Genomic DNA, 23,203 nt, shown 5'->3' on the forward strand with positions numbered 1-23,203 from the left:
ATTTTTCTCAGCGGCGAAGTACCATAATAATTATGTAACATTGCAACGCTAGTTTTTGATACTATGGAAAAAACCATTCAAACCGATTCGGGCATTGTGATAGCGCCTGTATATAGCCAACCGGTGGCTATGGAAGAGCAGCCCGGTAATTTCCCATATACCAGGGGAATTCATGCTACCATGTACCGCGATAAGCTGTGGACCATGCGACAGTATGCCGGATTCAGTACTGCAGAAGAATCAAATAAACGTTATCACTACCTGCTCAGTCAGGGCGTAATGGGCCTGAGTGTTGCTTTTGATCTGCCTACACAAATAGGGTATGATTCAGATCATCCCATGTCTGAAGGAGAAGTAGGGAAAGTAGGCGTAGCCATAGATTCATTGGAAGATATGGAGATATTGTTCAAAGACATTTCACTGGAACAAATATCTACCTCCATGACCATCAATGCCACCGGCTTCATATTGCTGGCATTGTATATTGCGCTTGCCAAAAAGCAGGGCGCCGATCTGAAAAAGATTTCCGGTACCATTCAAAATGATATACTGAAAGAATATGCTGCCAGAGGCACTTTCATTTATCCGCCGAAACCCTCTATGCGGTTAATCACGGATATTTTTGCCTATTGCAGCAAAGAGGTTCCCAAGTGGAATACCATCTCCATATCTGGTTATCATATCCGCGAAGCAGGCGCTAATGCCGTACAGGAGCTGGCTTTTACACTAGCTAACGGTAAAGCCTATCTGAAAGCAGCTCAGGAAGTAGGATTGGATATCAACGTTTTTGCCAAACGGTTGTCTTTCTTCTTCAATGCACATAACCACCTTTTTGAAGAAGTGGCGAAATTCCGCGCTGCCAGACGCATGTGGGCACATATCACCCAATCCCTGGGGGCTACTGACGCCAAGGCACAGATGCTGCGTTTCCATACCCAAACGGGTGGCAGCACCCTAACCGCCCAGCAACCACACAACAATATTGTAAGAGTAGCGATACAAACCCTGGCGGCTACGATGGGAGGCACCCAATCGCTCCATACCAATGGCTATGATGAAGCATTATCACTGCCCACCGAAGAAGCGGCACGTATTGCCCTCCGCACCCAGCAGATAGTAGGATATGAAAGCGGTGTAGCCGACACCGTAGACCCCTTAGCTGGTTCTTTCTATGTGGAAGCACTCACCAACGAAGTAGAAAGCAAAGCCTGGGAACTCATTAACAAAATAGACGCCATGGGCGGCGCTGTGAGCGCCATTGAACAAGGCTTCGTACAGGACGAGATAGCCCGCAGCGCCTACCGGTACCAGCAGGAGATTGAGAATAATGAAAAAATTATCATCGGTGTTAATAAATTTACAGCAGCTGACCAGGTAGCACCCGAAGTGTTCCGTATTGACGACAGTATCCGTGTATTACAGTCTGAAAGGCTGAAATCCTTACGGGAACGCCGCAACAATGCGGCGGTACAACAGGCACTGGTCCGGATCCGGGAAGCGGCCGGCACCAGCGAAAACCTGATGCCCCTGGTAGTAGAAGCAGTAGAACATTTGGCCACACTGGGAGAAATTGCAGATGTACTGAGAGACATATGGGGAGAGTATAAATAATTATATAAGCGTATTCAACAAACAAATGAGTTTAATCTATCACAACAACTGCCCGCTTTGTGGATCATCACAAATTCATGAAGCGCTTACTGCCAAAGACTTTACTGTATCAAAAGAAACATTCAATATCTTCCATTGCGGAGGCTGTGGTGGCCGGTTTACACAAAATGTACCGGATAGTGCATCTATAGGACGTTACTACCAATCACAGGAATATATTTCTCACTCCGAAACCAAACAAGGCCTCATTAACCGTTTATACCACAGCGTCAGAAAAATTACGCTGCGCTCCAAACAAAACTGGGTGCGTAATGCCGCTGGTATGAAAACAGGCAACCTGCTGGACATCGGCAGTGGCACCGGCGCTTTCCTCCATTATATGCAACAGGGCGGGTGGACCGTCACCGGTCTGGAGCCTGATGAAAATGCGCGCCACAATGCCAAAACGATTTACGATATTACCGCGCTACCAATAGAGGAGCTGTATACTTTGCCGGCACAACAGTATGATGCCATCACCATGTGGCATGTACTGGAACATGTACATGACCTGCATCGTTACCTGGATCATATCCGCACCCTGCTGAAGCCTAACGGGGCTTTGCTGATAGCCGTTCCTAACTACACCTCCTCCGATGCCAGCTATTACAAAGAATACTGGGCGGCCTATGATGTACCCAGACACCTGTATCATTTTTCTCCGGGTGCTATGGAACAATTACTCACCCAACACCAGATAAAACTGGTAAAAAAACACCCGATGGTGTTTGATGGCTTCTACGTAAGCTTACTCAGTGAAAAATATAAAACCGGTAGCAGCCGCTTATTACAAGGCTTTTTCCATGGTTTCCGTTCTTATAGAAAGGGATTAAAAGTAGTAGATCAATGCAGCTCAATTGTATATGAATGCAGGATCTGAGTTTATAAAGCGGAAAGCATAAAGCAGAAAGCAAAAAGCTATTATAGCGAATGATCGGAGCGGATATTTTCATCCTATGCTTTAATCATTCGCTATAATAGCTTTTTGCTTTCTGCTTTATGCTTTCTGCTTTACCGAAGCTTCATCTCTTCTACTAAGCGGGTACATCCTGCATATTTGTCTACTATAAACAATACGTAGCGGATGTCTACCATGATATTACGGCAAATAGAAGGGTCATAATTAATATCGCTCATCGTGCCTTCCCAGGTACGATCAAAATTCAAACCGATCAAACGGCCATATGCGTCCAGGGCGGGGCTACCGGAATTGCCACCAGTAGTGTGGTTGGAAGCAATAAAGCAAACCGGCATTCTTCCATTCACGCCATAACGGCCATAGTCTTTTTTCTTATACAGCTCAATTAACCGGGCTGGTACATCAAACTCGTAGTCGCCCGGAATATATTTTTCCATGACACCATCGAGCCAGGTGTAATAGTCGTAGTGAACGGCGTCGCGTGGATTGTAGCCGTCTACCTTACCGTAAGTAACGCGAAGCGTACTGTTGGCGTCCGGATAGAACGTTTTCTTGCTGCCCATCACGTCCATTTGTGCCTGCATGTAAGTACGCTGCAGGTTGTTGATGTTGGATTGGATATCTGCCAGCGGTTTACTTACATTGTCTACAAATCCTTTGCGCATGGCCATTACCAGGCGGGTAGCGGGATCGGACCACATTTGTGCCACTACGGTATTGTAAGGTTGCTGCACAAAAGTTTTTAATTTTTCGGGAGAAGTTAAGCCGGAGAGTGCATACATTTTATCGGCTAATGCGCGGCTGTCTTTGTTATTCTCCTGCCAGATCTGTGTAAACTCACTGCCTGCATATTGCGCTGGTACGCCTTTGGCATAAAGCGCCACCTGGCTTACACAAATATCGTGATCTACTTTGGCGTTATAGTTCTGGTAGAATGGTTGCATGGAGGCCAGGAATTGTTCCCGCATGGTTTCATACTGTCCTTCCCCTCTTTCGTGTACGTCGTTCAGGAAAGTAATGAGGCGATCGCCCACGGTAAACAGTTCCACATTTTTAACCAATTCGCTATAGTAATCACGGGTTTGCGCATATGGCTGCATTTGCTGGTAGTATGCGTTCAGTGAATCCAGTACACCACCATATTGTTTTTTCCATACCGGGTTTGTTTCCAGGAGCTGCCGGTAGGCGGTTTCATAGTGCAGTTTCTTACCGATGCCATTGGTTTGTTTTACGCCCTGCATTTCTCCCATCCATTTTTTCCAATAGTTGGCAGTGCCGGCATATTTGGCGGCATATTGTATTTTGATTTGTTGATCTTTACGCATGTAACCGTCCATGATTTTGAGGGCGGCGTCTCTCATTTCCACTTTGGCGGCATCTACTACCTCCACGGTTTGCTTAACCGCTTCTGACGGGAGATATTCAGTGGTGCGGCCAGGGAATCCCATCACCATGGTGAAGTCATTTTGTTTCACGCCTTTCAGGGAAATGGTGAGGGCATATTTAGGCTTTAAAGGCACATTATCCTTCGAATAAGGAGCCGGGCGACCATCTTTACCGGCATATATACGAAACATCGAAAAATCGCCTGTATGACGGGGCCACACCCAGTTGTCGGTATCTGACCCAAACTTCCCGATAGCAGATGGAGGGGCTCCTACCAGTCGTACATCACGATAGGTTTCTGTTACGAACAGGAAGTACTGGTTGCCTTCATAAAATGGTTTTATCATGGCATCCTGCCAGCTTTCTTTGCGGGCAGACAGTTTGATATCGTTTAAGCGCTTATCTATGGCGGATTGGCGTTCTCTTTCGCTCATACCGGGTTTTACATCCTGCAGGGCAGCTTTGGTCACATCATCGATACGCACAATAAAGGTGGCAAAGAGGCCGGGGTTGGGTAATTCTTCTACAGCTGATTTTGCCCAAAAGCCATTTTCCAGGAAGTTATTCTGCAGGGAAGAATGCTTTTGGATGGCATCATAACCGCAGTGGTGATTGGTGAGCAGCAAACCCTGCTCTGAAATGACTTCTGCAGTACAGAACCCACCGAAGCTCACGATAGCGTCTTTCAAACTACCTTTATTGATACTGTAAATATCCGCGGCACTGATTTTCATGCCCATTCCTTTCATCTCTTTCTCATTAAGACCGGATAACAGCTGCGGCAGCCACATGCCTTCAGTAGCATAGGCCTGCTGCGCCAGTACGAGGAATACTAACAGTAGTACCCGTTTCGCGATTCGTTGCAACATATCTGATATTCTTTTTATAAAACAGGCAATTTACTATAATTCGGGGAGGCAGGAAAAGATAACCCGGTGTTTCCTCTGATTCATCGACACAAACCCGCTATTTACAGAGATACCGTTGCTCATCTGGATGGATTGCCGCAATTTCATCTCCTATCTATCTGTCGCAAATGTTCCGGTTAAAATCTTCGGTAGTAATAGCACACATAACAGGGTGGCTGATATGCCTTAGTTTACCGCTACTTTTTATCAGCGGGCAAACAGGCGACCACAGGGCACTTTCTATTTTATTTTCCACAGATTACCTGGTTTTCGGGGTAACATATGTAGCATTATTCTACTTTCATACGTACTTTCTTTTTCCCCGCCTGTACTTCCGCAAGCAGTATGTGTTGTACTTCCTCATGGTATTATTATTGCTGCTGATGATCAACTACATGCGGCCATTTGATCATTTGTTCAGCCGGTTACGACATCCGGAAGCAGCACCTTTACCACCGCTGAAAGTGGATATCGTCAGCGACTTCCTTTTTCTGCTCACCATTTCACTGAGTGTTGCTATTGAAACTACCCGGCGCTGGCAACAAACCGAGCAACGGGCGCTGTATGCGGAAACCCGTAAAACACAGGCTGAATTGTCTTTTCTGAAAGCCCAGATCAACCCACATTTCCTGTTCAATACCCTCAACAATATTTACTCCCTGGCCATTACACGTAACGAAAATACGGCCATGAGCATTATGAAGCTGTCAAAGATGCTCCGCTACCTGACGGAAGACACGCGACATGATTATGTATTGCTTGAAAATGAAATTGATTGCCTGCGCGATTATATAGATTTGCAAAGACTCCGGCTCACGACTAAAACACAGGTAAACTTTTCTGTTACCGGTAGTCCGGGTATAAAATGTATTGCGCCGCTGGTGTTATTTCCTTTCCTGGAAAATGCATTCAAATATGGGGTCAGTAATCATGAACCGTCTGAAATCAACATTCAGCTGGCCACGTCAGAAAATCATATCCATTTTTTCTGCAGTAATAAATTGTTCAGGATGGTATCGGATAATACCCCTGTTGGCATTGGTATTGCGAACACCCGGCAAAGACTGGATCATTTGTATCCGGATAAATATGAATTGCAGATCAGTGAGGACAATGGCGCCTATGCGATTACCTTACAGCTACAGGCATAACCCACCTCTTTTACAGACAGTATTTCCGGCCTGAAACTTTTTGATAACAATATTAGTTTCGGGAGAGAGATCCCGCTACAATACTGCTCCAGCATCAAAAAATTCCAGGAACCGGAAATACCTTAACAGATTAGCTCCTGCACCGATTAGTGATACAGGTAGTTGAGCGCAATAATATCATTGGCGTTGAAGGTGCGGTTACCGCCGTTAGAGCAGGCCAGCATCCAGGAGTTGGCATTCGGACCTGAAGGCGTACCCGGAATAAACACAGCGCCTACGCCGCCATCACCTTCGTTTACAGCGCTACCACCACAGCTGTAGGAACGGTCCATATAATCGGTATGACGCATACCAATACAGTGACCAATTTCATGCTGAATAACGGAGCCCACATACAGTACGTTAGGATTGGAACCATAAGCATACTGGTTAGTGTTCATCTTAATAGTACCGTAAGGATTGCCGGCGCTGGTAGGGAAACCTGACGATCCCAACGTGATATAACCACCACTTGGGCCCTGATTGAAGCCTTTAATAGTGATGTCTGGAGTGCCGCTGGTAATACGCTGGAAGGTAAACCGCAGTCCCAGCCTGTTATAGCGGGCAATAGCCGTATCTGTTCCGGTGATAAATGCAGTACCCAGGTTAGTTACTTTCACTTTGATTACGCGTGGCAAAGCGGTTACCAGCAAATTAGTGCGGTACTGTTCTGTTTTTGCAACCCTGAGTATAGGGCTTACCACCTTCACTTTCAGTTGATCGGCAGTTAACAGGATATCACCTTCTACCAGGTAACCATCTTCTGTTTTCACTACATTATCTGTACTGAAACCGTTGTCTTTGATTTGGGCTAACACTTCTGCTGATACTGGATCGGGTTTCACTTCCTCCTTTTGTGCGCCATTTTTCTGGCAGGACGCAAACAGGAAAGTGGCTGCTACGCAGCAAAGGACAGGAATTGTTTGTTTTCTCATAGATTCAAATTTTGGTTTTGTTTTTTGTTTTTGGGTTTAGAAAAGATATTCTGATTACCTGTTATGGTAAACAAGCAATTATACATCAAGTCAATGCCGACCGGGCATACATCGTTTGTTATGTGTGCTAACAACACATATTAACAATGCCCGTAGATAGCTGCTGGCGCCATCTTTCCGGCTTTTTTACAGATACAAAATGTCCGCAATGATTTGTGGTGAAGCAATAGACAAATTTATAAGTGCATATTATACACTTATAATGCCCAGCTTATTGCCACAAATGCAACTGCTCCAGCTTTGTTCATAATCCCAAAAAACCACGGTGAAGTGTGCTCTCGTTTTTGGATAATTACAACAGCTATGATGCTCGTAATGATACAGCATCAGCTTTTCAATGGTTTGGCTATGATTCAGTAATACCGGCTACTTCCGGCTATAAGACTTGCTTTACAGATTGACTACCTTGTGAAATGGTTTTCCAGATCGTTGTTTAGATTTGTTCAGATTTTGTCGAAATTTGCTCTTAGGATTTCCCTTTTTCAATATTACAACTTTCGTTTTATTTAAAAAAAATATTTTGTTTTTATCTCCCTAAAATTGCATTGGAGGAGTAAATACAGTAGCTTTAAGCAACAACATAAAACCCAATATCACCGAACTATTGTTATCATTATCCATGACATGTAATCCCTTGAAAATATGGCCCCTGCTAACTTTGATACTATGTTACGGTTATAGTACCGCTGCACAGCAAAAAATTTCAACCGATAGCATTCTGCAACGATATGCGGCTGATACTTTTTCCCGGTCACACCCATGCCCGCCCTACCTGGTTAAATTCGACAAGGTACCGGCATCGGCCACACTGCTGCAACATGGGCTGGTACAAGCTATCAGCCGGTATCACTATATATTAAAAATCGTTCCGAAAGACAGCAGTATCCGCTATTGCTATTCCGCCAACGGTAATTATAAAGCCAGCAGGGCGTTATTAACACAATTAGAAAAAGCGGCAAACACCGACAGTATTATTGTACAGGTATCTTATACCCCACATGCTCAGTTGGCATATGCCGGTATACATACGTATTCTGATCGTTTTTCTACCGCCATAGTAGCCGTGCAAAAGCAACAATGGCCGGCTTTTATCAGGCAGCCGGCCGTCCTCTTTGCCGATCGCTTACGACGCCCCGCTCCTGAAATTATTATTAATACCAGCAATCTTACCCTTAATGGTATACTCATCGCACAACAACAATTTCCGCTGTTGCAAGGAAAGCGTATAGCCGTTTCCGTTAAAGAAGATCGTTTTGATACCACCGATATTGATTTAAAAGGACGATACCTGCCCTCTGCCTACACCTCTGCGCTAAGCAGCTCACATGCCCTGATCATGGCTACCCTGATTGGTGGCGCCGGCAACAGTGGTCAGCAGGGAAAAGGTGTGGCACGGGAAGTAAAGCTCAGTTCCGCAGATTACAACAGCAGCTTATTCCCGGATGATGATAACTACTACCGGCAATCCGGTATCACCGTACAAAACCATTCGTATGGTACGGGCATAGAAAATTACTATGGTGGAGAAGCGGCGGCCTATGATCAACAGATCTATGAAGCAGATACCATTGTGCATGTATACTCTTCCGGAAATATTGGTAACAGCAGCCCGGCCGACGGGCGTTACCAGGGCATTGCCAGCTATGCCAATCTCTCCGGTAACTTTAAACAGGCAAAAAATGTGATCGTAGTAGGTGGTACAGACGAAGCAGCAAACGTGATGGCACTCAGCTCCCGGGGGCCGGCCTATGACGGCCGTATTAAACCGGACTTCACCGCTTATGGCGAAGATGGCACTTCCGGCGCAGCAGCACTCACTTCCGGTGCAGCGGCCCTGCTGCAAGACGCCTGGCAGCAGCAACACAACAGCCCCATGCCCGCGGCACTGGTAAAAACGGTACTCATCAACAGCGCCAAACGCGCCATTGGTGTAACGCCCTCTTATACGCAAGGGTATGGTCGCTTTCATGCATTAGCGGCATTACAAACTTTACAGGAAAACCGGGTACTGACCGGAACCGTCAGCAATGGCACGTCACCACTCTTCACTATCAACGTTCCGGCCGGCATACAGCAAGTAAAAATAACGTTGTGCTGGAATGATCCGCCGGCCCCCGTAAATGCCGCCAAAGCGCTTGTAAATGACCTGGACCTGGTAGCTACTGCCTCCGGCAATACCTGGCTCCCCTGGGTACTCTCCTCCTACCCTTCAGCAGATTCCTTAAACGCTGCGGCGAAACGTGGCCGCGACAGTCTCAATAACACCGAACAAATCACCATTGACCATCCGGCAGCGGGACCACTGCAACTGCGCGTAAAAGGCAGCTCCCTGGCTACTGCTACCCAGTCATTTTACCTCGCTTACGAATTTATACCGCTGCAACGCTTTCAATGGCAAAACCCCGCCCCGGAGAACATCCTGGGCGCAGCACAAAATGTTCCGTTACAATGGGAAACTACGTATAGTGGTAACGGTGACATTTCCTACAGCATCGACAACGGACAAACGTGGCTGCCTGTTGCACAAAATATACCCGTGGCGCCCGGATTTTACAACTGGATAACGCCCAACATCTTCCAGCGGGTATTATTCAGGCTAACATTGCCGGATACGGCGTTTATCAGCGCACCCTGCTACATTTCGCCACAACTGAACATACATACCGGCTTTAACTGTACCGATACTGTATTGCTTTACTGGAACGGGCAACCCGGCGCATCAGCCTATCAGCTATACACACTGGGAAGTACCACCCTCATTCCGTATAGCCAAACCCGTGATACGTTTATTTTTGTGCCGAAATCCACCGCCGCATCGCTATACTTCGCAGTAAGCCCTATAGCGCCTGCCGGCTGGACAGGCATGCGCAGCTACGCCACCAACTACACACAACAGGGAGTGGGTTGCTACGTGCAAAACCTCCTCGCCGATAAAACTACCGACAACAAAGTATTGCTTTCCCTTACCCTGGGCAGTACCTGGCATCTCAAAAATCTATACTGGGAGCGATACTCCCCCAAAGGATGGATAGCGTTGGATTCCACTGCTATTGGCGAGGCAATGAATTTTAACTTCCTGGATCAGCAGCCCTCAGAAGGTATCGTACATTATCGCGTACGACTACTTACCACCGATGCGCAGACTATTTATTCAGACATTGTTTCTGTCAATATTTTCCTGAACAACAAGATACTCCTGTTCCCTAACCCCGTCAGTTCACAGCTGTATATCTTAGATGAACAGGTACGCAGCCGGAAGATGGTGATTACAGATATGAGTGGCCGTATTATGATGCAACGCGACCTGGAAGACAGCCAGGAGGTAATTCCGGTACAACAGCTACCGAATGGCGTTTTCAATTGCAGCATTTATGTAGAGGGGAAACGGGTGTATGCCAAACAATTCGTAAAGCAGGGGCGGTAGAGCGGAAAGCACAAAAGCATAAAGCAAAAAGCTATTATAGCGAATGATCAAAGCAGATTAATACCCGCTCTTTTCATTCGCTATAATAGCTTTATGCTTTTTGCTTTATGCTATTACAAATGTATTGCCTCGCCGTAAGCTACTTCTATCGCGTCTTTCACAGATTCGCTCATAGTTGGGTGCGGGTGGATAGAGTCCAGCACTTCCTGATAAGTAGTTTCCAGTTTACGTGCTACTACTGTTTCTGCGATGATTTCAGTAACGTTAGCCCCGATCATGTGGGTACCTAACCATTCGCCGTATTTAGCATCAAAGATCACTTTTACGAAACCTTCGGTAGCACCGGCTGCAGAAGCTTTACCGGAAGCAGAGAATGGGAATTTACCCACTTTCACTTCGTAACCGGCTTCTTTAGCTGCTTTCTCTGTATAACCTACAGACGCAATTTCAGGTGCGCAATAAGTACAGCCTGGAATGTTCATGTAGTCGATAGTAGCTGGTTTGTGTGCGTATTTCTTTTCGTTGTAACCGATGGCTTCCACGCAAACAATCGCTTCTTTGGAAGCAACGTGTGCCAGGGCCTGACCAGGAACCATGTCGCCGATAGCGTAGATGCCTGGAATATTGGTTTGGTAGTATTTATCTACTATTACACGGCCTTTGTCGGTTTTAATACCCATACCTTCCAGACCGATATTTTCGATATTAGCGGCAATACCCACGGCGCTCAGTACAACGTCTGCTTCGAGGGTAATTTCACCGGTTTGTGTTTTAACTTTCGCTTTCACACCGTTACCACTAGCTTCCACTGCTTCAACAGAAGCGTTGGTCATGATATCGATACCTTTCTTTTTGTATATTTTTTCCAGTTCTTTGGAGATATCTTCATCTTCAACTGGTACAATGCGTGGGAGGAATTCAACGATGGTTACTTTGGTACCCAGGGTAGCATAGAAGTAAGCAAATTCAACGCCGATAGCGCCGGAACCTACTACAATCATGGACTTAGGCTGCTTAGGCAATACCATTGCTTCGCGGTAACCAATTACGTTTTTACCATCTATTTTCAGGTTAGGCAGTTCACGTGCACGTGCACCTGTAGCCAGGATGATGTGTTTTGCTTCATGTACGGCAGTTTTACCGTCTTTATCGGTTACTTCTACCTGGCCTTTGGCTTTTACTTTACCATTGCCCATGATCACATCAATCTTATTTTTCTTCATCAGGAACTGAACGCCCCTGCTCATTTTATCAGCAACACCGCGGCTACGCTTGATTACGGCTTCAAAGTCCACCTGTGCATCACTTATAGTAATACCATAGTCTTTTGAATGCTGTGCATATTCAAGGACCTGTGCAGTTTTTAATAAAGCTTTGGTTGGAATACAGCCCCAGTTTAAACAGATACCACCCAGACTCTCTCTTTCCACGATTGCAGTTTTAAATCCCAGCTGAGAAGCACGGATAGCAGCCACATATCCGCCGGGCCCACTACCAATTACGATTACGTCGTATGCCATATTGTTTAATTTTAAATTGAACTCGCCAAAGGTAGATAATTAAGCTAAAAGCACAAAGCATAAAGCAAAAAGCCATCGGAGCGAATGACCAGCGCGAATATCCGCATTAATCATTCGCTCCGATGGCTTTTTGCTTTATGCTTTTCCTTTTCTGCCTATCGCAGATCCACTACCTCCACGCCAGGATATTTCTTAGCGTCAAATGTGAAAGTAGCATCGCTCAGGTTGGTATTGGGTGTAAAGTTGGTGATTTCGTAGGTGTAATGATTACCATTTTTCTCAAAAACCTTCATTTTTGCGATACTCTGGCTTTTCTTATCTACGGACACTATTACTTTAAATACGTTCTTGGATTTATCAGTAGGTGTTAACTCTACATTCTGGAATACTTTGCCTTTTTCATTGGTTTCAGGCTCCAGTCTGTACAGGTAATCTTTATCGTAAAAATTGGTGAACAGTTTGGCAGGTGTCATGGAACCACTGCTCTGATCCACGTTATTGATGGTTACTTCGTTTACATCTTTGGCGTAAGTCCAGGAGGTTTTATTATCGCTGATAATTTCCTGGCCTGGCAGCGTTACTTTATATTTTGCGCCTTTCAGGTATACAGTTCCTTTCTTGGAATCAGATACACTGTTGTTAGCGCCTTCCACTTTTAATATAAAATTAGCTACTACTGTTTTTAATGATTTGAATTTACTACTAACACCATCCAGAACAACTTTTGCCTTGGGGTCAGAGGCGCCCCTGGATTGTGTCATGCCGCTGAAAATGATACCACTCAACAACATTCCGGTTAATACAAATTTCTTCATCGTAATTTTTTTTAGTTTGTGCTCATCCAGCAAAGACAAATGCCATGCCGGTATAGCGGGTTGGTCTTTTACAGGGTGCAAAATTCAGCATATTTCCTGAAAAAGGGTAATAATTTCAAAAGACCTTAACATATTATAACAAATTATTAAGGATTTCCTGGAGCTCGCTTTCTGTTCTTACCAGCACTTCCCTCGCCTTACTACCCATATTGGGCCCTACGATATTAGCGGCTTCCAGCTGATCCATAAGCCGGCCGGCCCGGTTGTAGCCGAGTTTCATACGGCGTTGTAATAAGGAGGTAGAACCCTGCTGCGTGGTCACAATTACCTGGGCGGCTTCTTCAAACAGCGGGTCACGATCGGCAATGCTCAGTTCTTTGCCATCCGGATCTTTGTCGTCCACATATTCCGGTAACAGGAACGCGTCAGGGTAGCCTTTCTGGTTACCAATAAACTCGGCCACGCTTTCTACTTCCGGTGTATCTACGAAAGCACATTGCAAACGTACCAGCTCTCCGTTAAAGGAAACGAGCATATCCCCTTGTCCGATGAGCTGTTCGGCCCCACCGATATCCAGGATAGTACGGGAATCTATTTTGGAAGACACCTTAAAGGCCACGCGGGCCGGGAAGTTGGCTTTAATGGTACCGGTAATAATGTTTACAGACGGACGTTGTGTAGCAATGATCAGGTGAATACCCACCGCACGGGCCAGCTGGGCCAAACGGGCAATCGGCATTTCCACCTCTTTACCGGCTGTCATAATCAGGTCGGCAAACTCATCTACCACCAGTACAATGAAAGGCAGGTAGCGATGACCTTTCAATGGATTCAGGCGACGCTGGGTAAATTTGCCATTGTATTCCCGGATATTACGGGTACCGGCTTCTTTCAGCAAGTCGTAGCGCAGGTCCATTTCAATACACAACGCATTCAGGGTATGAATTACTTTTTTGGTATCGGTAATAATCGCATCATCTTCACCTGGTAATTTAGCCAGGAAGTGCTTCTCAATGAGCTTGTAGAGCGATAATTCCACTTTTTTCGGATCCACCAATACAAACTTCAGCTGGGAAGGATGTTTTTTATACAGCAGGGATACCAGCAATGTGTTGATACCAACAGATTTACCCTGACCGGTAGCACCCGCCATGAGGAGGTGAGGCATTTTTGCCAGATCGGCGATGAAGTTTTCATTGTCGATTTTCTTACCAATGGCGATCGGCAAATCCATGGTACTGGTCTGGAATTTCTCCGAGGCCAGCATATTTTTCAGGGATACAATTGTTTTCTTCACATTGGGCACCTCTATACCAATGGTGCCTTTACCCGGGATAGGCGCAATGATACGGATACCCAGCGCCGACAAACTCAGGGCAATATCATCTTCCAGGTTTTTAATACGGGAGATACGAACGCCGGCTGCCGGCACAATTTCGTACAGTGTTACTGTTGGTCCTACGGTAGCACTTATCTTCTGTATGGAGATGTCGTAGTTTTTCAGGGTATCAATGATCTGGTTTTTATTCTTTTCCAGTTCTGAGGTATCCTGTACAATTACTTTATCGGCGTTATGATTCTCCAGCAGGTCCAGTGTCGGGAACTTATAGTCTCTCAGGTCCAGCGAAGGATCGTAGGGATCTACCGGTTCCAAGGGCCTTGTGGGCTGAATTTCCTCTATCTCGTCTTCTTCATCCTGGTAGGTTTGTTTAATTTCAAATGCTACTTCCTGCGGACCATTTTTCTTCTTATTGGCAGGGGGAGTTGGTTCTACCGTTTCTTCTATATACAGGAGCGGTCCCGGATCTTCATCTTCGGCTGGCTCGTCTTCTTCCTGCGGCGATAGTTCAAATTGTTCCATTGGCTCCGGTGTTGCTACAGGGGCTACTGGTGGCATATACGGCGCATGGGAAGGGATCACGGTGATATCTTCTCTTTCCACCAACTGCATGGGTGGCAGGTCTTCTTCGTCTTCCTCCTCTTCTTCATGTGGTGGAATCACCATCACACCGCCTTCTCCTTTCAAACCGTTTTTACGCGGATCTTCCTTCACAGGTGTGGCAGCAGGAGCTGCAGCAACGGGGGTGGTTGCCGGCACAGGTGCGGCGGGAGCTGCGGCGGGTACGGGTTTAGGAGCCTTCACCTTCTTTTCCGGCCATTTGAACTCAAAATTGAATTTCCAGATGAGCCAGGAGAAGCCTACTACCAGTAGCAAAAGGGCGGTACCTGTTTTACCAACAAAGCCGGAGGTCCATTTGTTCAGGGCATCTCCCAGGGCGCCTCCCCAGGGAAAATCGTTTCCACCGGCCAGAAATGCCATTGACATGCTGATAAAGAGCAGACCAAACAAAATATATTTCACGTTACGCCAGATGCGAAATACGCGGCGTCCTACGATGAAGTTAATACCGATGATAAAAAAGAAATAGCAAAACAGGTAAGCAGCAATACCTACTCCATAGAAAAAGAAGTTGTGGGATACATAAGCGCCCAGGCGACCAAGCAGGTTATCTACTTTTACGTCACCGAAGAAAAGTTCCCGGGTAGAGTAGTGGAATATTTTATCCTGGTCATCTTCCCAGGTAAAAAGATAAGAAGTGAAAGCAATAAAACAGTACACAGACAGCAAAAGAAAGAACACGCCCATAACTTTATGGGTACGCTCATCTTTCACCAGTTCTTTTACTTTTACCTCGGGCTCCTTGTCTTTCGTCAGCACATCAGGGTTCGGTGTGGAGCCTTTTGGTTTCTTGCTTTCCGGTTTTTCGGTTTTCAGTTTATTCCTGGACATAATTAGCTTTTAGCTGCCAGCTGCCAACTTTAGTGGATAGCCAAACACGCTACTACTAACAGATGACAGCCATATAACTTTCAATTTGGGACTACCTGGTGAATTATGGCAACTGTAAAATCCAGTGTGCGATGAATTCAGGTACCAGGGGATCAATGGTTTGCTCCAGCTCTCCGTATTCGTTTGCTGTACAAGTATTACAACGTTGGAACAAGTGGTTCAATCCATCAAACTTACGGATTGTTACCAGCAAATTTCCATTTTCGGTTAATGCACGTTCAATAGCATTCAGATTTGTAGTGGCATCCACCTGTATATCTTTCGTTCCATTAATTGCCATAAACGGACATTTCACCTGTTTAAGGTACGTTAATGGATTGTATTTCAAAATTGATAATGCCTCCGGGCTTAATTCCGCGTTGTTCACCATCTCTTCTTCGGTCATTTCTTTTTTTACGGTAGCATCGGAGCTACGGTACAATTCCCTGATAATGGCGGCTGCTTTTGGCCGGATCACGGCGATGTCGCTATCGCCGGCCAGCAGGTCCCAGTAGGGTTTCATCCGTTGGCGGTCTGCCACAATAAAGCTATCAGATTTCCCGGCCATACTTTGTTTGATAGCCATTTGCTGATCAATCAGTTGCCGGCCGGTTACCCCAACGCCCGCCATGGATATTACAAAAGCCACGCCCGGATTGTTTGCTGCCACAACCTGGGCCACAATACCACCCTCGCTATGTCCCAACAGGCCTACGTTCAGCGGGTCTACATCTTTTCTTTTTTTCAGATAGGCGCTGGCGGTACTTACATCATGCGCAAAATCATAGATCGTGGCATCGTAGTAGCTGCCGGTAGATTGTCCGGTTCCCCGGTCGTCGAACCGCAGGGAGGCAATCCCATTCCGTGCGAAATAGTCTGCCAGTACCAGGAAGAGCTTATGGCCTGCCATTTCCTCGTCCCTGTTCTGAGGTCCCGATCCGCTGATCATCACTACTACCGGGTATTTGCCAGCGGCAGCAGGGCGGGTAAAGGTACCTGCCAATGATACGGAATCTTTTATATTGTTAAATCGAACTTCCTCTGTGTAATAAGGATACGGCGGTTTAGGCTCCTGTGGCCGTTTGTACAGTTCGGCGCGGGTAATTTCCTTACGTCCCAGGTTCACTTCATTTTCATCGTTGCCAAAGCTGGAGATGCCTTTGAACTGTTTCGTAGCGGGATCCCATACACCGGTGTAGGAAAACCTGACCTCATCTATGCGCAGTAGCAGGGTATCTTTCCGGTACACCACTGTTTCCAGGTCAAACTTTTCGTCTTCTGCCAGGTCAGGTAACTGCATCTGGCCTTTGTAGCCGCCAGCGCCATCTTTTTCCAACTGTACTATCATGCGATATTTATCACCGTAGTAACGTTTGAAGGTACCATACCATTTACCGGCAATACCCGCATTATCCTGGGCCATTGCCATTGAACCTGTCAGCACTCCCAGCAACAACACCCAAAAACCTCTGTACATATATGCGTTCCTCTTTATGCTTTTATTTTTAAAACACCGAGCAGCAAACTTACCCAGCCTGCTATAAAAAATACACCTCCAATAGGTGTCACAATACCAATTCCTTTCAGGCCAACATTACCTGTCATTTTGAGCATAGTAAGTGCATAAAGGGAACCGGAAAATAAAATGATCCCGATAATAAAGCATCTGCCAGCCCATTCCAGCTGAGCGCCGGGAATATGTGCGAAGAGGATGCCGGTAGCTATTAACGCAAAAACGTGATAAAACTGGTAAGTAACGCCTGTCTGAAAAGTAGATACCGTTTCCGGTGGCACCAGTTCTTTCAGCTTATGTGCACCAAATGCACCTAAGATAACTGCCAATGCGCCAAAAACCGCCGCCCAAACTAAAAAACTCTTATGCATACTAGAAATTTTGCGTAAAGGTATCCAATGAAATATTATCAGATGAAATTATGTGCCTTGATTGTTGGTAGAAAGGCAGTCGTTCCGCCATTTTCTTTTCTACAAATCCTACCAGGTCCTCATCTTCCAGGTCTGCAATCAGCGGACGTTTGGATTTTTTACGTTGCAGTCTTTCCACCATGGCTTCCACAGAAGGATTGATCCAAACGGTAGTGCCATGATCATTCATGAAATCCATATTTTCCTGGAAGCAGGGCGTACCACCTCCACAGGAGATCAGGAAGTTTTCCTGTTCTGATAATTCACGGAGCAGTTTACTTTCCTTATCGCGGAAATAATCTTCTCCTTTGGAGGCAAAGATGTCGGCAATGGCCATTTCTTCCGCTTCTACGATTACTTCGTCGAGGTCATAGTAGGGAAGATGCAGGTGATCTGCCAGTTGTTTACCCCAATAGGATTTTCCGGCACCCATAAAACCGAGTAAATATATCTTCATAAATAACGCAACAGTGCTTAATAAATTCTTTCCTCACGCAGGATGAGTCCATGCCAGGCATAGGCCATTTTCCATAATATATTGCAAATATAACCGGCTATTTGTATCCTGTTTGTTAAAATCGGCGGTAATAAAACCAGCCTGTTGATAAACAAAGGGATGCAGTTTCATATTTTCCTTAAAATCAACACTTCCTCGTCCGTACCACTTAAACATGGCTTCTTTGGCACTCCAGCAAATGGTTTTATGGGTCAGTTCATGCGCCGGATCAATAAACGACCTTTCAGCAGGCGACAGGAACTTATGCGATACCAGTTCTATTTTTTGCTTCACCTCTTCAATATCTATGCCTACTGCGGCTTTGGTGCTAACAATGGCGGCGGCATAGTCGCCACAATGAGAGATAGAAAAATGGTAACTATCGCATACCAGTACAGGTTTCCGGCTGTTGGTAACAGTGATCTGCCCAATCGGGAATGCCGGAAAAAGCGTTACCAGCAGATATCTGCCCGCAAAGTGCTGCAAGCGCTTGTGCGGATGATGAATCGACGGGCTGATATTTACCTTCTCCCGGAAAAAGTCTTCCTCCTCTGTTATCTTCCATACACCCAGCTTCGTTTCCGGATCAATTTGTATCGTTCGTATTAATGGCATATCTTGCCAAATTAAAGCAAAAAAGCAGAAAAAACAGCTTTTGGCGGCACGTGTTTAACGAAATGCTAACAGCTGAAAACCAAAAAGCTATTAAAACTAAACGAACCTAAGCATGATTCTGTCAGACAAACGGATATTGGAGGAAATTGAAAAAGGCACTATCGTCATTGCTCCCTATGACCGGAAATACCTGGGTACCAATTCTTATGATGTACACCTGGGAAAATACCTGGCTACCTACAAAGACCGTATACTGGATGCGCGCAAACACAATGAAATTGAGCATTTCGAAATACCGGCAGAAGGATATGTGTTGCAACCTGGTACCCTGTACCTGGGCGTAACGGAAGAATACACTGAAACGCATGCCCATGTACCTTTCCTGGAAGGTAAGTCAAGCACCGGCCGCTTAGGTATTGATATTCATGCTACCGCCGGTAAAGGAGATGTAGGCTTCTGCAACACCTGGACCCTGGAAATTTCCTGCGCACAACCCGTACGTATATACGCAGGCATGCCTATCGGGCAACTGATCTACTTTGTAGTAGAAGGAGAAGTAGAAACTTTTTACAATAAAAAAGGCAACGCTAAATATAACGGCCGCACCATCAAGCCTGTTGAGAGCATGATGTGGAAAAACGAATTTTAGGAGAGCAGAAAGCAAAAAGCAGAAAGCCTAAAGCAGAAAGCAAAAAGCTATTATAGCGAATGATCATAGCGGGTGATATACGCTTTGATCATTCGCTATAATAGCTTTTTGCTTTCTGCTTTATGCCTTCAGCTCCAAAACATGGGCTTCCGCTAACGTGGGAACTTCCAGCTTATCCATGAGACGTTCCATGACCGCCAAAGGCACCACTTCCTCCCGCTGGCGGTTTTGTTGCAACAATTTTTCTGCGGGTACTTCCACGTATACAATTGTTACCGCCGCCTGGTAGGTAGTAAAAAGACTGATCAGCTGCTCCCGCATTTGCCGGGTGATATTGGTGGCGTTCCATACAAAGGGCTGCTGCCGGCGTAAGTAAACCCTGGCTTGTTCTTTTGCCGCCTGAATCACGATCCCATTGCCGCTTTTATCTGTTGGGCTGATTTTCATTTCCCTGCGGATATTATCGAGAGATATGACCGGCCACTGCTTATAATGCTGCTGCACATAGGTATCCTTGCCAGCTCCCGGCAGGCCGCTCATCATCACCACTTCCGTTTGCGGCTGTTGGAAGGGCACGTAGTCCAGTGGGGAATCCGTTTTCCGGAGATAATACATGCGCGCTTCCGGCGTAGCAAAGGCACGTGGTTGTCCCCAGCACCCGTTTTCGCGGCACAGCTCTTCAAAGCAATCCAACCGGTACAATAAATCAGCCTGATCGGAACAGATGCGTCCCAGCGCGTCTGCCCGGGCCAGCAATGCCAGGAGCCGGGTATCTGCTTCCAGGCTGGCAATAATAGCAGCCCGTTGCGGGTCTGGTTTATCGAACACCCATAACGGCAGGCCATGGTACCTGACCAGTTTAGCGATTTGCTCGCGCACGGCGAAAGGTGCCGGCACTTCCCGGTAAAGGATTTGCCGTGCCCTCCCCTCTCCTTTCCGGGCATGGCCGGCGGATGTAATCCGACCATCGGGTTCAATTACGGTGGTGCTGTATTTTTCCACATCGTGCAGGAGGGCGGCTGTCCATAGCAGCTCCTGATCTCCTGCCGATAATTGTTGGTATTCCGGTAACTGCTGCAACGCTGCCAATACCATTTGTGTATGGATGGCAACGTTTCCTTCCGCATGATGACGGACATCCTGCGGCACCTGTTGCATTACCCGCACCCATTCAAAGGTTTGTTCCAGCGTCGTCCACGATTTATTTTCACTGAGCTGCCACATAACTACCTCCTTCATTATTTAACCTGGCACGGCGCCAATGACGGGTCCAGTGCTGGTCTGTTTTTACATGTCCTTTGCGGACATACTTAAACACATTATTTGCAAAATCGCTGACCGCATAACCTGCGGCATTGCGGGATACAATTCCTTCTATCGTAGCCGGCTGGCCGGTATGTACATCATGCGGATTAAAAGTTCCCCGGCTGTTCACAAGTGACAGGGTATCCTGTTCGAACTCACTACGTGTAGCCGGTGGCGTTATCCGCTTAATTTCCGGTACCACCGGCAGGTCCAGCATGGCGGCATAGAAATGGGTTTCTTCCCAACTCAGCCACCGCGCTCCTTCCCGGATACCAAATACATAAAAATGATGATCCAGGTTTCTATATTCAATAGAATGAATGGCGTATAAATTTTCGAGGAAAATTTCCAGGTCGCCCAAATCATTCTTTATACTTTGCCAGTAACGGCGGATACTTTCCGACCAGGCAGAAGTAGTAGGCGCTGCATGTGAGCGCGCAAATACGCCGTAGCGGGAAAGACAATTATTTTCACCGTCCAGTTTTTCCGTATGAATCAGCACGGGAATCTGTTGCAACGATTGCCAGTATTCATATTGAATACGGTCATCGCTGGTAGTCCCCGGCGAAAACGGATAATGCCAGGTACGGCCATATTTCTGAGAAATTGCCATGTTATGGGGTTTAAATTAAACAATAAAATCACAGGCCGGTTCCGGGAAGGAACGGCGAAAGGAACTTGTTAATATGCCTGTGAGATTACATGGCGCAAGGTGTTTGTTGTTTTATTAAATGAGCCGCAAAAATAAAGAAAATAATTTAATAGTATATTACGCAGGCTTTTTTACAACAACCACCAATCTAACGCCATGAGAAAACTCTTCCTTTGTGCCACCGCCCTGGCCGCAATGGCTGCCTGTAACAACAACAGCGGCAGCAAGCAGTCTAACGGGTCCGACAGCACGCTGAACAATGCCTTCCGTCAGTATGAAGCGCGGTTTATTGATAACCTCTGGAAAATAAGTCCCGACTGGGCTACCAGCGTGGGGTATCATGCTTATGACAGCGTATTAATAGTACCAGATAGTGCAGATGCGCAGGTAAAACTGGCCTTTGCGAAACAACAACTGGACTCGCTCAAATCATTTGATCTCAAAGCATTGAGTGATGCCAACCAAATTGATTACCAGCTGATGCAGAATTACCTGCAATCGGTGCAATGGGCCATCAATGAGCAAAAGAGCAATGAATGGGATCCATCTTCCTTTAACGTTAGTAACACCTTTGCCTTTATCCTGAATGAAAACTACGCTCCATTGGAAACCAGGTTGCGTAGCTTTGGCAGCAGATTACAGCGGGTGCCCGCTTACTATGAAGCCGCAAAAAAACAAATCAACAACCCTGTTCCTGAATTAACGTCGCTGGCTATAGATCAGAACAACGGCGGCTTGTCTGTTTTTGAAAAGGACTTTGCTGATTCTTTAAAGAAAACCAGTATTCCTACAGCGGAACAAGCTGTTATGGTGGCTAACGCCAAAACAGCCGCCAAAGCTATCCGTGATTATGCCGACTGGTTAAAGGCGCTGAAACCTGCCAACCCACGGAGTTTCCGACTTGGCAAAGCATTGTACAACAAGAAATTTGGCTTCGACATACAATCCTCTTTTACGGCGGCTCAAATCTATGATTCAGCGGTTGCCCGTAAAGCATTTATCCATGGAGAGATGACAAAAATCAGCCGGCAACTGTGGCCCAAATACTTTGGCAATGCACCGATGCCTGCGGATTCCCTTGAGTTAGTAGGCCGCATGATAGACACCCTTTCCGTGCAGCACGTGAAGCCGGAAGAATTCCAATCCGCCATCGAAAAGCAACTCCCTACACTCATTGCCTTTATCAAAGAAAAAGATCTCTTATACATTGATCCGTCCAAGCCTTTGGTAGTGCGTAAAGAACCAGCGTACATGGCGGGTGTGGCCGGCGCGTCTATCAGTGCCCCAGGCCCTTACGATAAAGGCGGCAATACCTATTACAATGTAGGCAGCCTGGAAGGATGGCCAAAAGATAAAGCAGAAAGTTACCTGCGTGAATACAATCAGTATATCCTGCAGATACTCGATATCCATGAAGCTATTCCCGGCCACTATACCCAACTGGTATATGCCAATCAATCTCCCAGCCTCATTAAATCATTAATGAGTAATGGCGCCATGATTGAAGGATGGGCGGTATATACCGAACAAATGATGCTGGAAAATGGCTATGGCAACGATGCACCGGAAATGTGGCTGATGTGGTATAAATGGAACCTCCGCGCGGTATGTAATACCATCCTGGATTACAGCGTACATGTGAAAGACATGAGTAAGGAAGACGCCATCCATCTGCTGACAAAAGAAGCCTTCCAACAGGCGGCTGAAGCAGCTGGAAAATGGAAAAGAGTGAGTGTAACCAGTGTACAGTTAACCAGCTATTTCACTGGCTACAAAGAAATCATTGATCTGCGAAGAGCTTACAAAGAGCAGCAGGGCAAGGATTACAGCTTGAAAGCATTTAATGAGAAATTCCTGAGTTATGGCAGCGCACCGGTGAAATATATCCGGTTGCTGATGTTGAAATAATGATCAACTTATCTAATA

At 46.2% G+C, this 23,203-nt stretch carries 17 protein-coding genes; 6 read left to right on the plus strand and 11 right to left on the minus strand.

The genetic code is table 11. The annotated features are described in order from the left end of the window. Positions 1 to 63 precede the first annotated feature (63 nt). Both AC5ZC7_RS21155 and AC5ZC7_RS21160 read left to right on the plus strand, forming a co-directional pair. Positions 64 to 1,611 (plus strand): methylmalonyl-CoA mutase family protein, encoded by a 1,548-nt coding sequence (locus AC5ZC7_RS21155; RefSeq protein ID WP_496156902.1) that lies wholly within the window; start codon positions 64 to 66, stop codon positions 1,609 to 1,611. Between the two features lie 25 nt (positions 1,612 to 1,636). Next, complete coding sequence (locus tag AC5ZC7_RS21160; RefSeq protein ID WP_496156901.1) at positions 1,637 to 2,530, plus strand: methyltransferase domain-containing protein; 894 nt, start codon at positions 1,637 to 1,639, stop codon at positions 2,528 to 2,530. 131 nt (positions 2,531 to 2,661) lie between these two features. Here the strand turns inward: AC5ZC7_RS21160 and AC5ZC7_RS21165 are convergent, their stop codons facing one another. After that, positions 2,662 to 4,824, minus strand: coding sequence for a S46 family peptidase (locus tag AC5ZC7_RS21165; protein ID WP_496156900.1), 2,163 nt, complete (start codon positions 4,822 to 4,824; stop codon positions 2,662 to 2,664). 167 nt (positions 4,825 to 4,991) lie between these two features. On the opposite strand from AC5ZC7_RS21165, the gene AC5ZC7_RS21170 reads away from it, so the two are divergent. After that, complete coding sequence (locus AC5ZC7_RS21170; protein WP_496156899.1) at positions 4,992 to 6,014, plus strand: histidine kinase; 1,023 nt, start codon at positions 4,992 to 4,994, stop codon at positions 6,012 to 6,014. Positions 6,015 to 6,160: 146 nt separating this feature from the next. On the opposite strand, the gene AC5ZC7_RS21175 is transcribed toward AC5ZC7_RS21170, so the two are convergent. After that, a complete protein-coding gene (locus AC5ZC7_RS21175) occupies positions 6,161 to 6,988 on the minus strand; it encodes a M57 family metalloprotease (RefSeq protein ID WP_496156898.1) in 828 nt (275 codons plus the stop codon). Between the two features lie 718 nt (positions 6,989 to 7,706). On the opposite strand from AC5ZC7_RS21175, the gene AC5ZC7_RS21180 reads away from it, so the two are divergent. Continuing rightward, positions 7,707 to 10,472, plus strand: a complete 2,766-nt coding sequence (locus AC5ZC7_RS21180; protein ID WP_496156897.1) for a S8 family serine peptidase — start codon at positions 7,707 to 7,709, stop codon at positions 10,470 to 10,472. Positions 10,473 to 10,585: 113 nt separating this feature from the next. Here AC5ZC7_RS21180 and lpdA read toward each other — a convergent pair whose 3' ends face one another. The 7 genes from lpdA to AC5ZC7_RS21215 form a co-directional block, all read right to left on the minus strand. Further along, positions 10,586 to 11,992: a dihydrolipoyl dehydrogenase gene (lpdA, locus tag AC5ZC7_RS21185; RefSeq protein ID WP_496156896.1), complete on the minus strand. Its 1,407-nt coding sequence runs from the start codon at positions 11,990 to 11,992 to the stop codon at positions 10,586 to 10,588. Between the two features lie 155 nt (positions 11,993 to 12,147). Then, a complete protein-coding gene (lolA1, locus tag AC5ZC7_RS21190) occupies positions 12,148 to 12,807 on the minus strand; it encodes an outer membrane lipoprotein periplasmic chaperone LolA1 (protein ID WP_496156895.1) in 660 nt (219 codons plus the stop codon). A gap of 133 nt (positions 12,808 to 12,940) precedes the next feature. Further along, complete coding sequence (locus AC5ZC7_RS21195) at positions 12,941 to 15,598, minus strand: DNA translocase FtsK 4TM domain-containing protein (RefSeq protein ID WP_496156894.1); 2,658 nt, start codon at positions 15,596 to 15,598, stop codon at positions 12,941 to 12,943. 103 nt (positions 15,599 to 15,701) lie between these two features. Continuing rightward, positions 15,702 to 17,114, minus strand: a complete 1,413-nt coding sequence (locus AC5ZC7_RS21200) for a CocE/NonD family hydrolase (protein WP_496156893.1) — start codon at positions 17,112 to 17,114, stop codon at positions 15,702 to 15,704. 14 nt (positions 17,115 to 17,128) lie between these two features. Beyond that, positions 17,129 to 17,521, minus strand: a complete 393-nt coding sequence (locus tag AC5ZC7_RS21205) for a DUF423 domain-containing protein (protein WP_496156892.1) — start codon at positions 17,519 to 17,521, stop codon at positions 17,129 to 17,131. Position 17,522: 1 nt separating this feature from the next. Next, on the minus strand, positions 17,523 to 18,017 hold the full coding sequence (locus AC5ZC7_RS21210) for a shikimate kinase (RefSeq protein ID WP_496156891.1): 495 nt from the start codon (positions 18,015 to 18,017) through the stop codon (positions 17,523 to 17,525). A 33-nt stretch (positions 18,018 to 18,050) separates the two neighbouring features. After that, positions 18,051 to 18,671 carry a 4'-phosphopantetheinyl transferase superfamily protein gene (locus tag AC5ZC7_RS21215; protein ID WP_496156890.1) on the minus strand — a complete coding sequence of 207 codons (621 nt, stop codon included), beginning with the start codon at positions 18,669 to 18,671 and terminating at the stop codon, positions 18,051 to 18,053. A gap of 112 nt (positions 18,672 to 18,783) precedes the next feature. On the opposite strand from AC5ZC7_RS21215, the gene dcd reads away from it, so the two are divergent. After that, positions 18,784 to 19,320, plus strand: a complete 537-nt coding sequence (gene dcd / locus AC5ZC7_RS21220) for a dCTP deaminase (protein ID WP_496156889.1) — start codon at positions 18,784 to 18,786, stop codon at positions 19,318 to 19,320. Between the two features lie 120 nt (positions 19,321 to 19,440). On the opposite strand, the gene AC5ZC7_RS21225 is transcribed toward dcd, so the two are convergent. Then, positions 19,441 to 20,559: an AAA family ATPase gene (locus tag AC5ZC7_RS21225; RefSeq protein WP_496156888.1), complete on the minus strand. Its 1,119-nt coding sequence runs from the start codon at positions 20,557 to 20,559 to the stop codon at positions 19,441 to 19,443. Further along, positions 20,528 to 21,238, minus strand: a complete 711-nt coding sequence (locus AC5ZC7_RS21230; RefSeq protein WP_496156887.1) for an RNA ligase family protein — start codon at positions 21,236 to 21,238, stop codon at positions 20,528 to 20,530. Before AC5ZC7_RS21230 ends, AC5ZC7_RS21225 begins: the two co-directional genes overlap by 32 nt. Before the next feature lie 195 nt (positions 21,239 to 21,433). Here AC5ZC7_RS21230 and AC5ZC7_RS21235 point away from each other — a divergent pair, with 195 nt between their 5' ends. Next, positions 21,434 to 23,185 carry a DUF885 family protein gene (locus AC5ZC7_RS21235; RefSeq protein ID WP_496156886.1) on the plus strand — a complete coding sequence of 584 codons (1,752 nt, stop codon included), beginning with the start codon at positions 21,434 to 21,436 and terminating at the stop codon, positions 23,183 to 23,185. Positions 23,186 to 23,203: the final 18 nt, after the last annotated feature.

It is taken from the genome of Chitinophaga sp. 9-1-y (genome assembly GCF_059511905.2).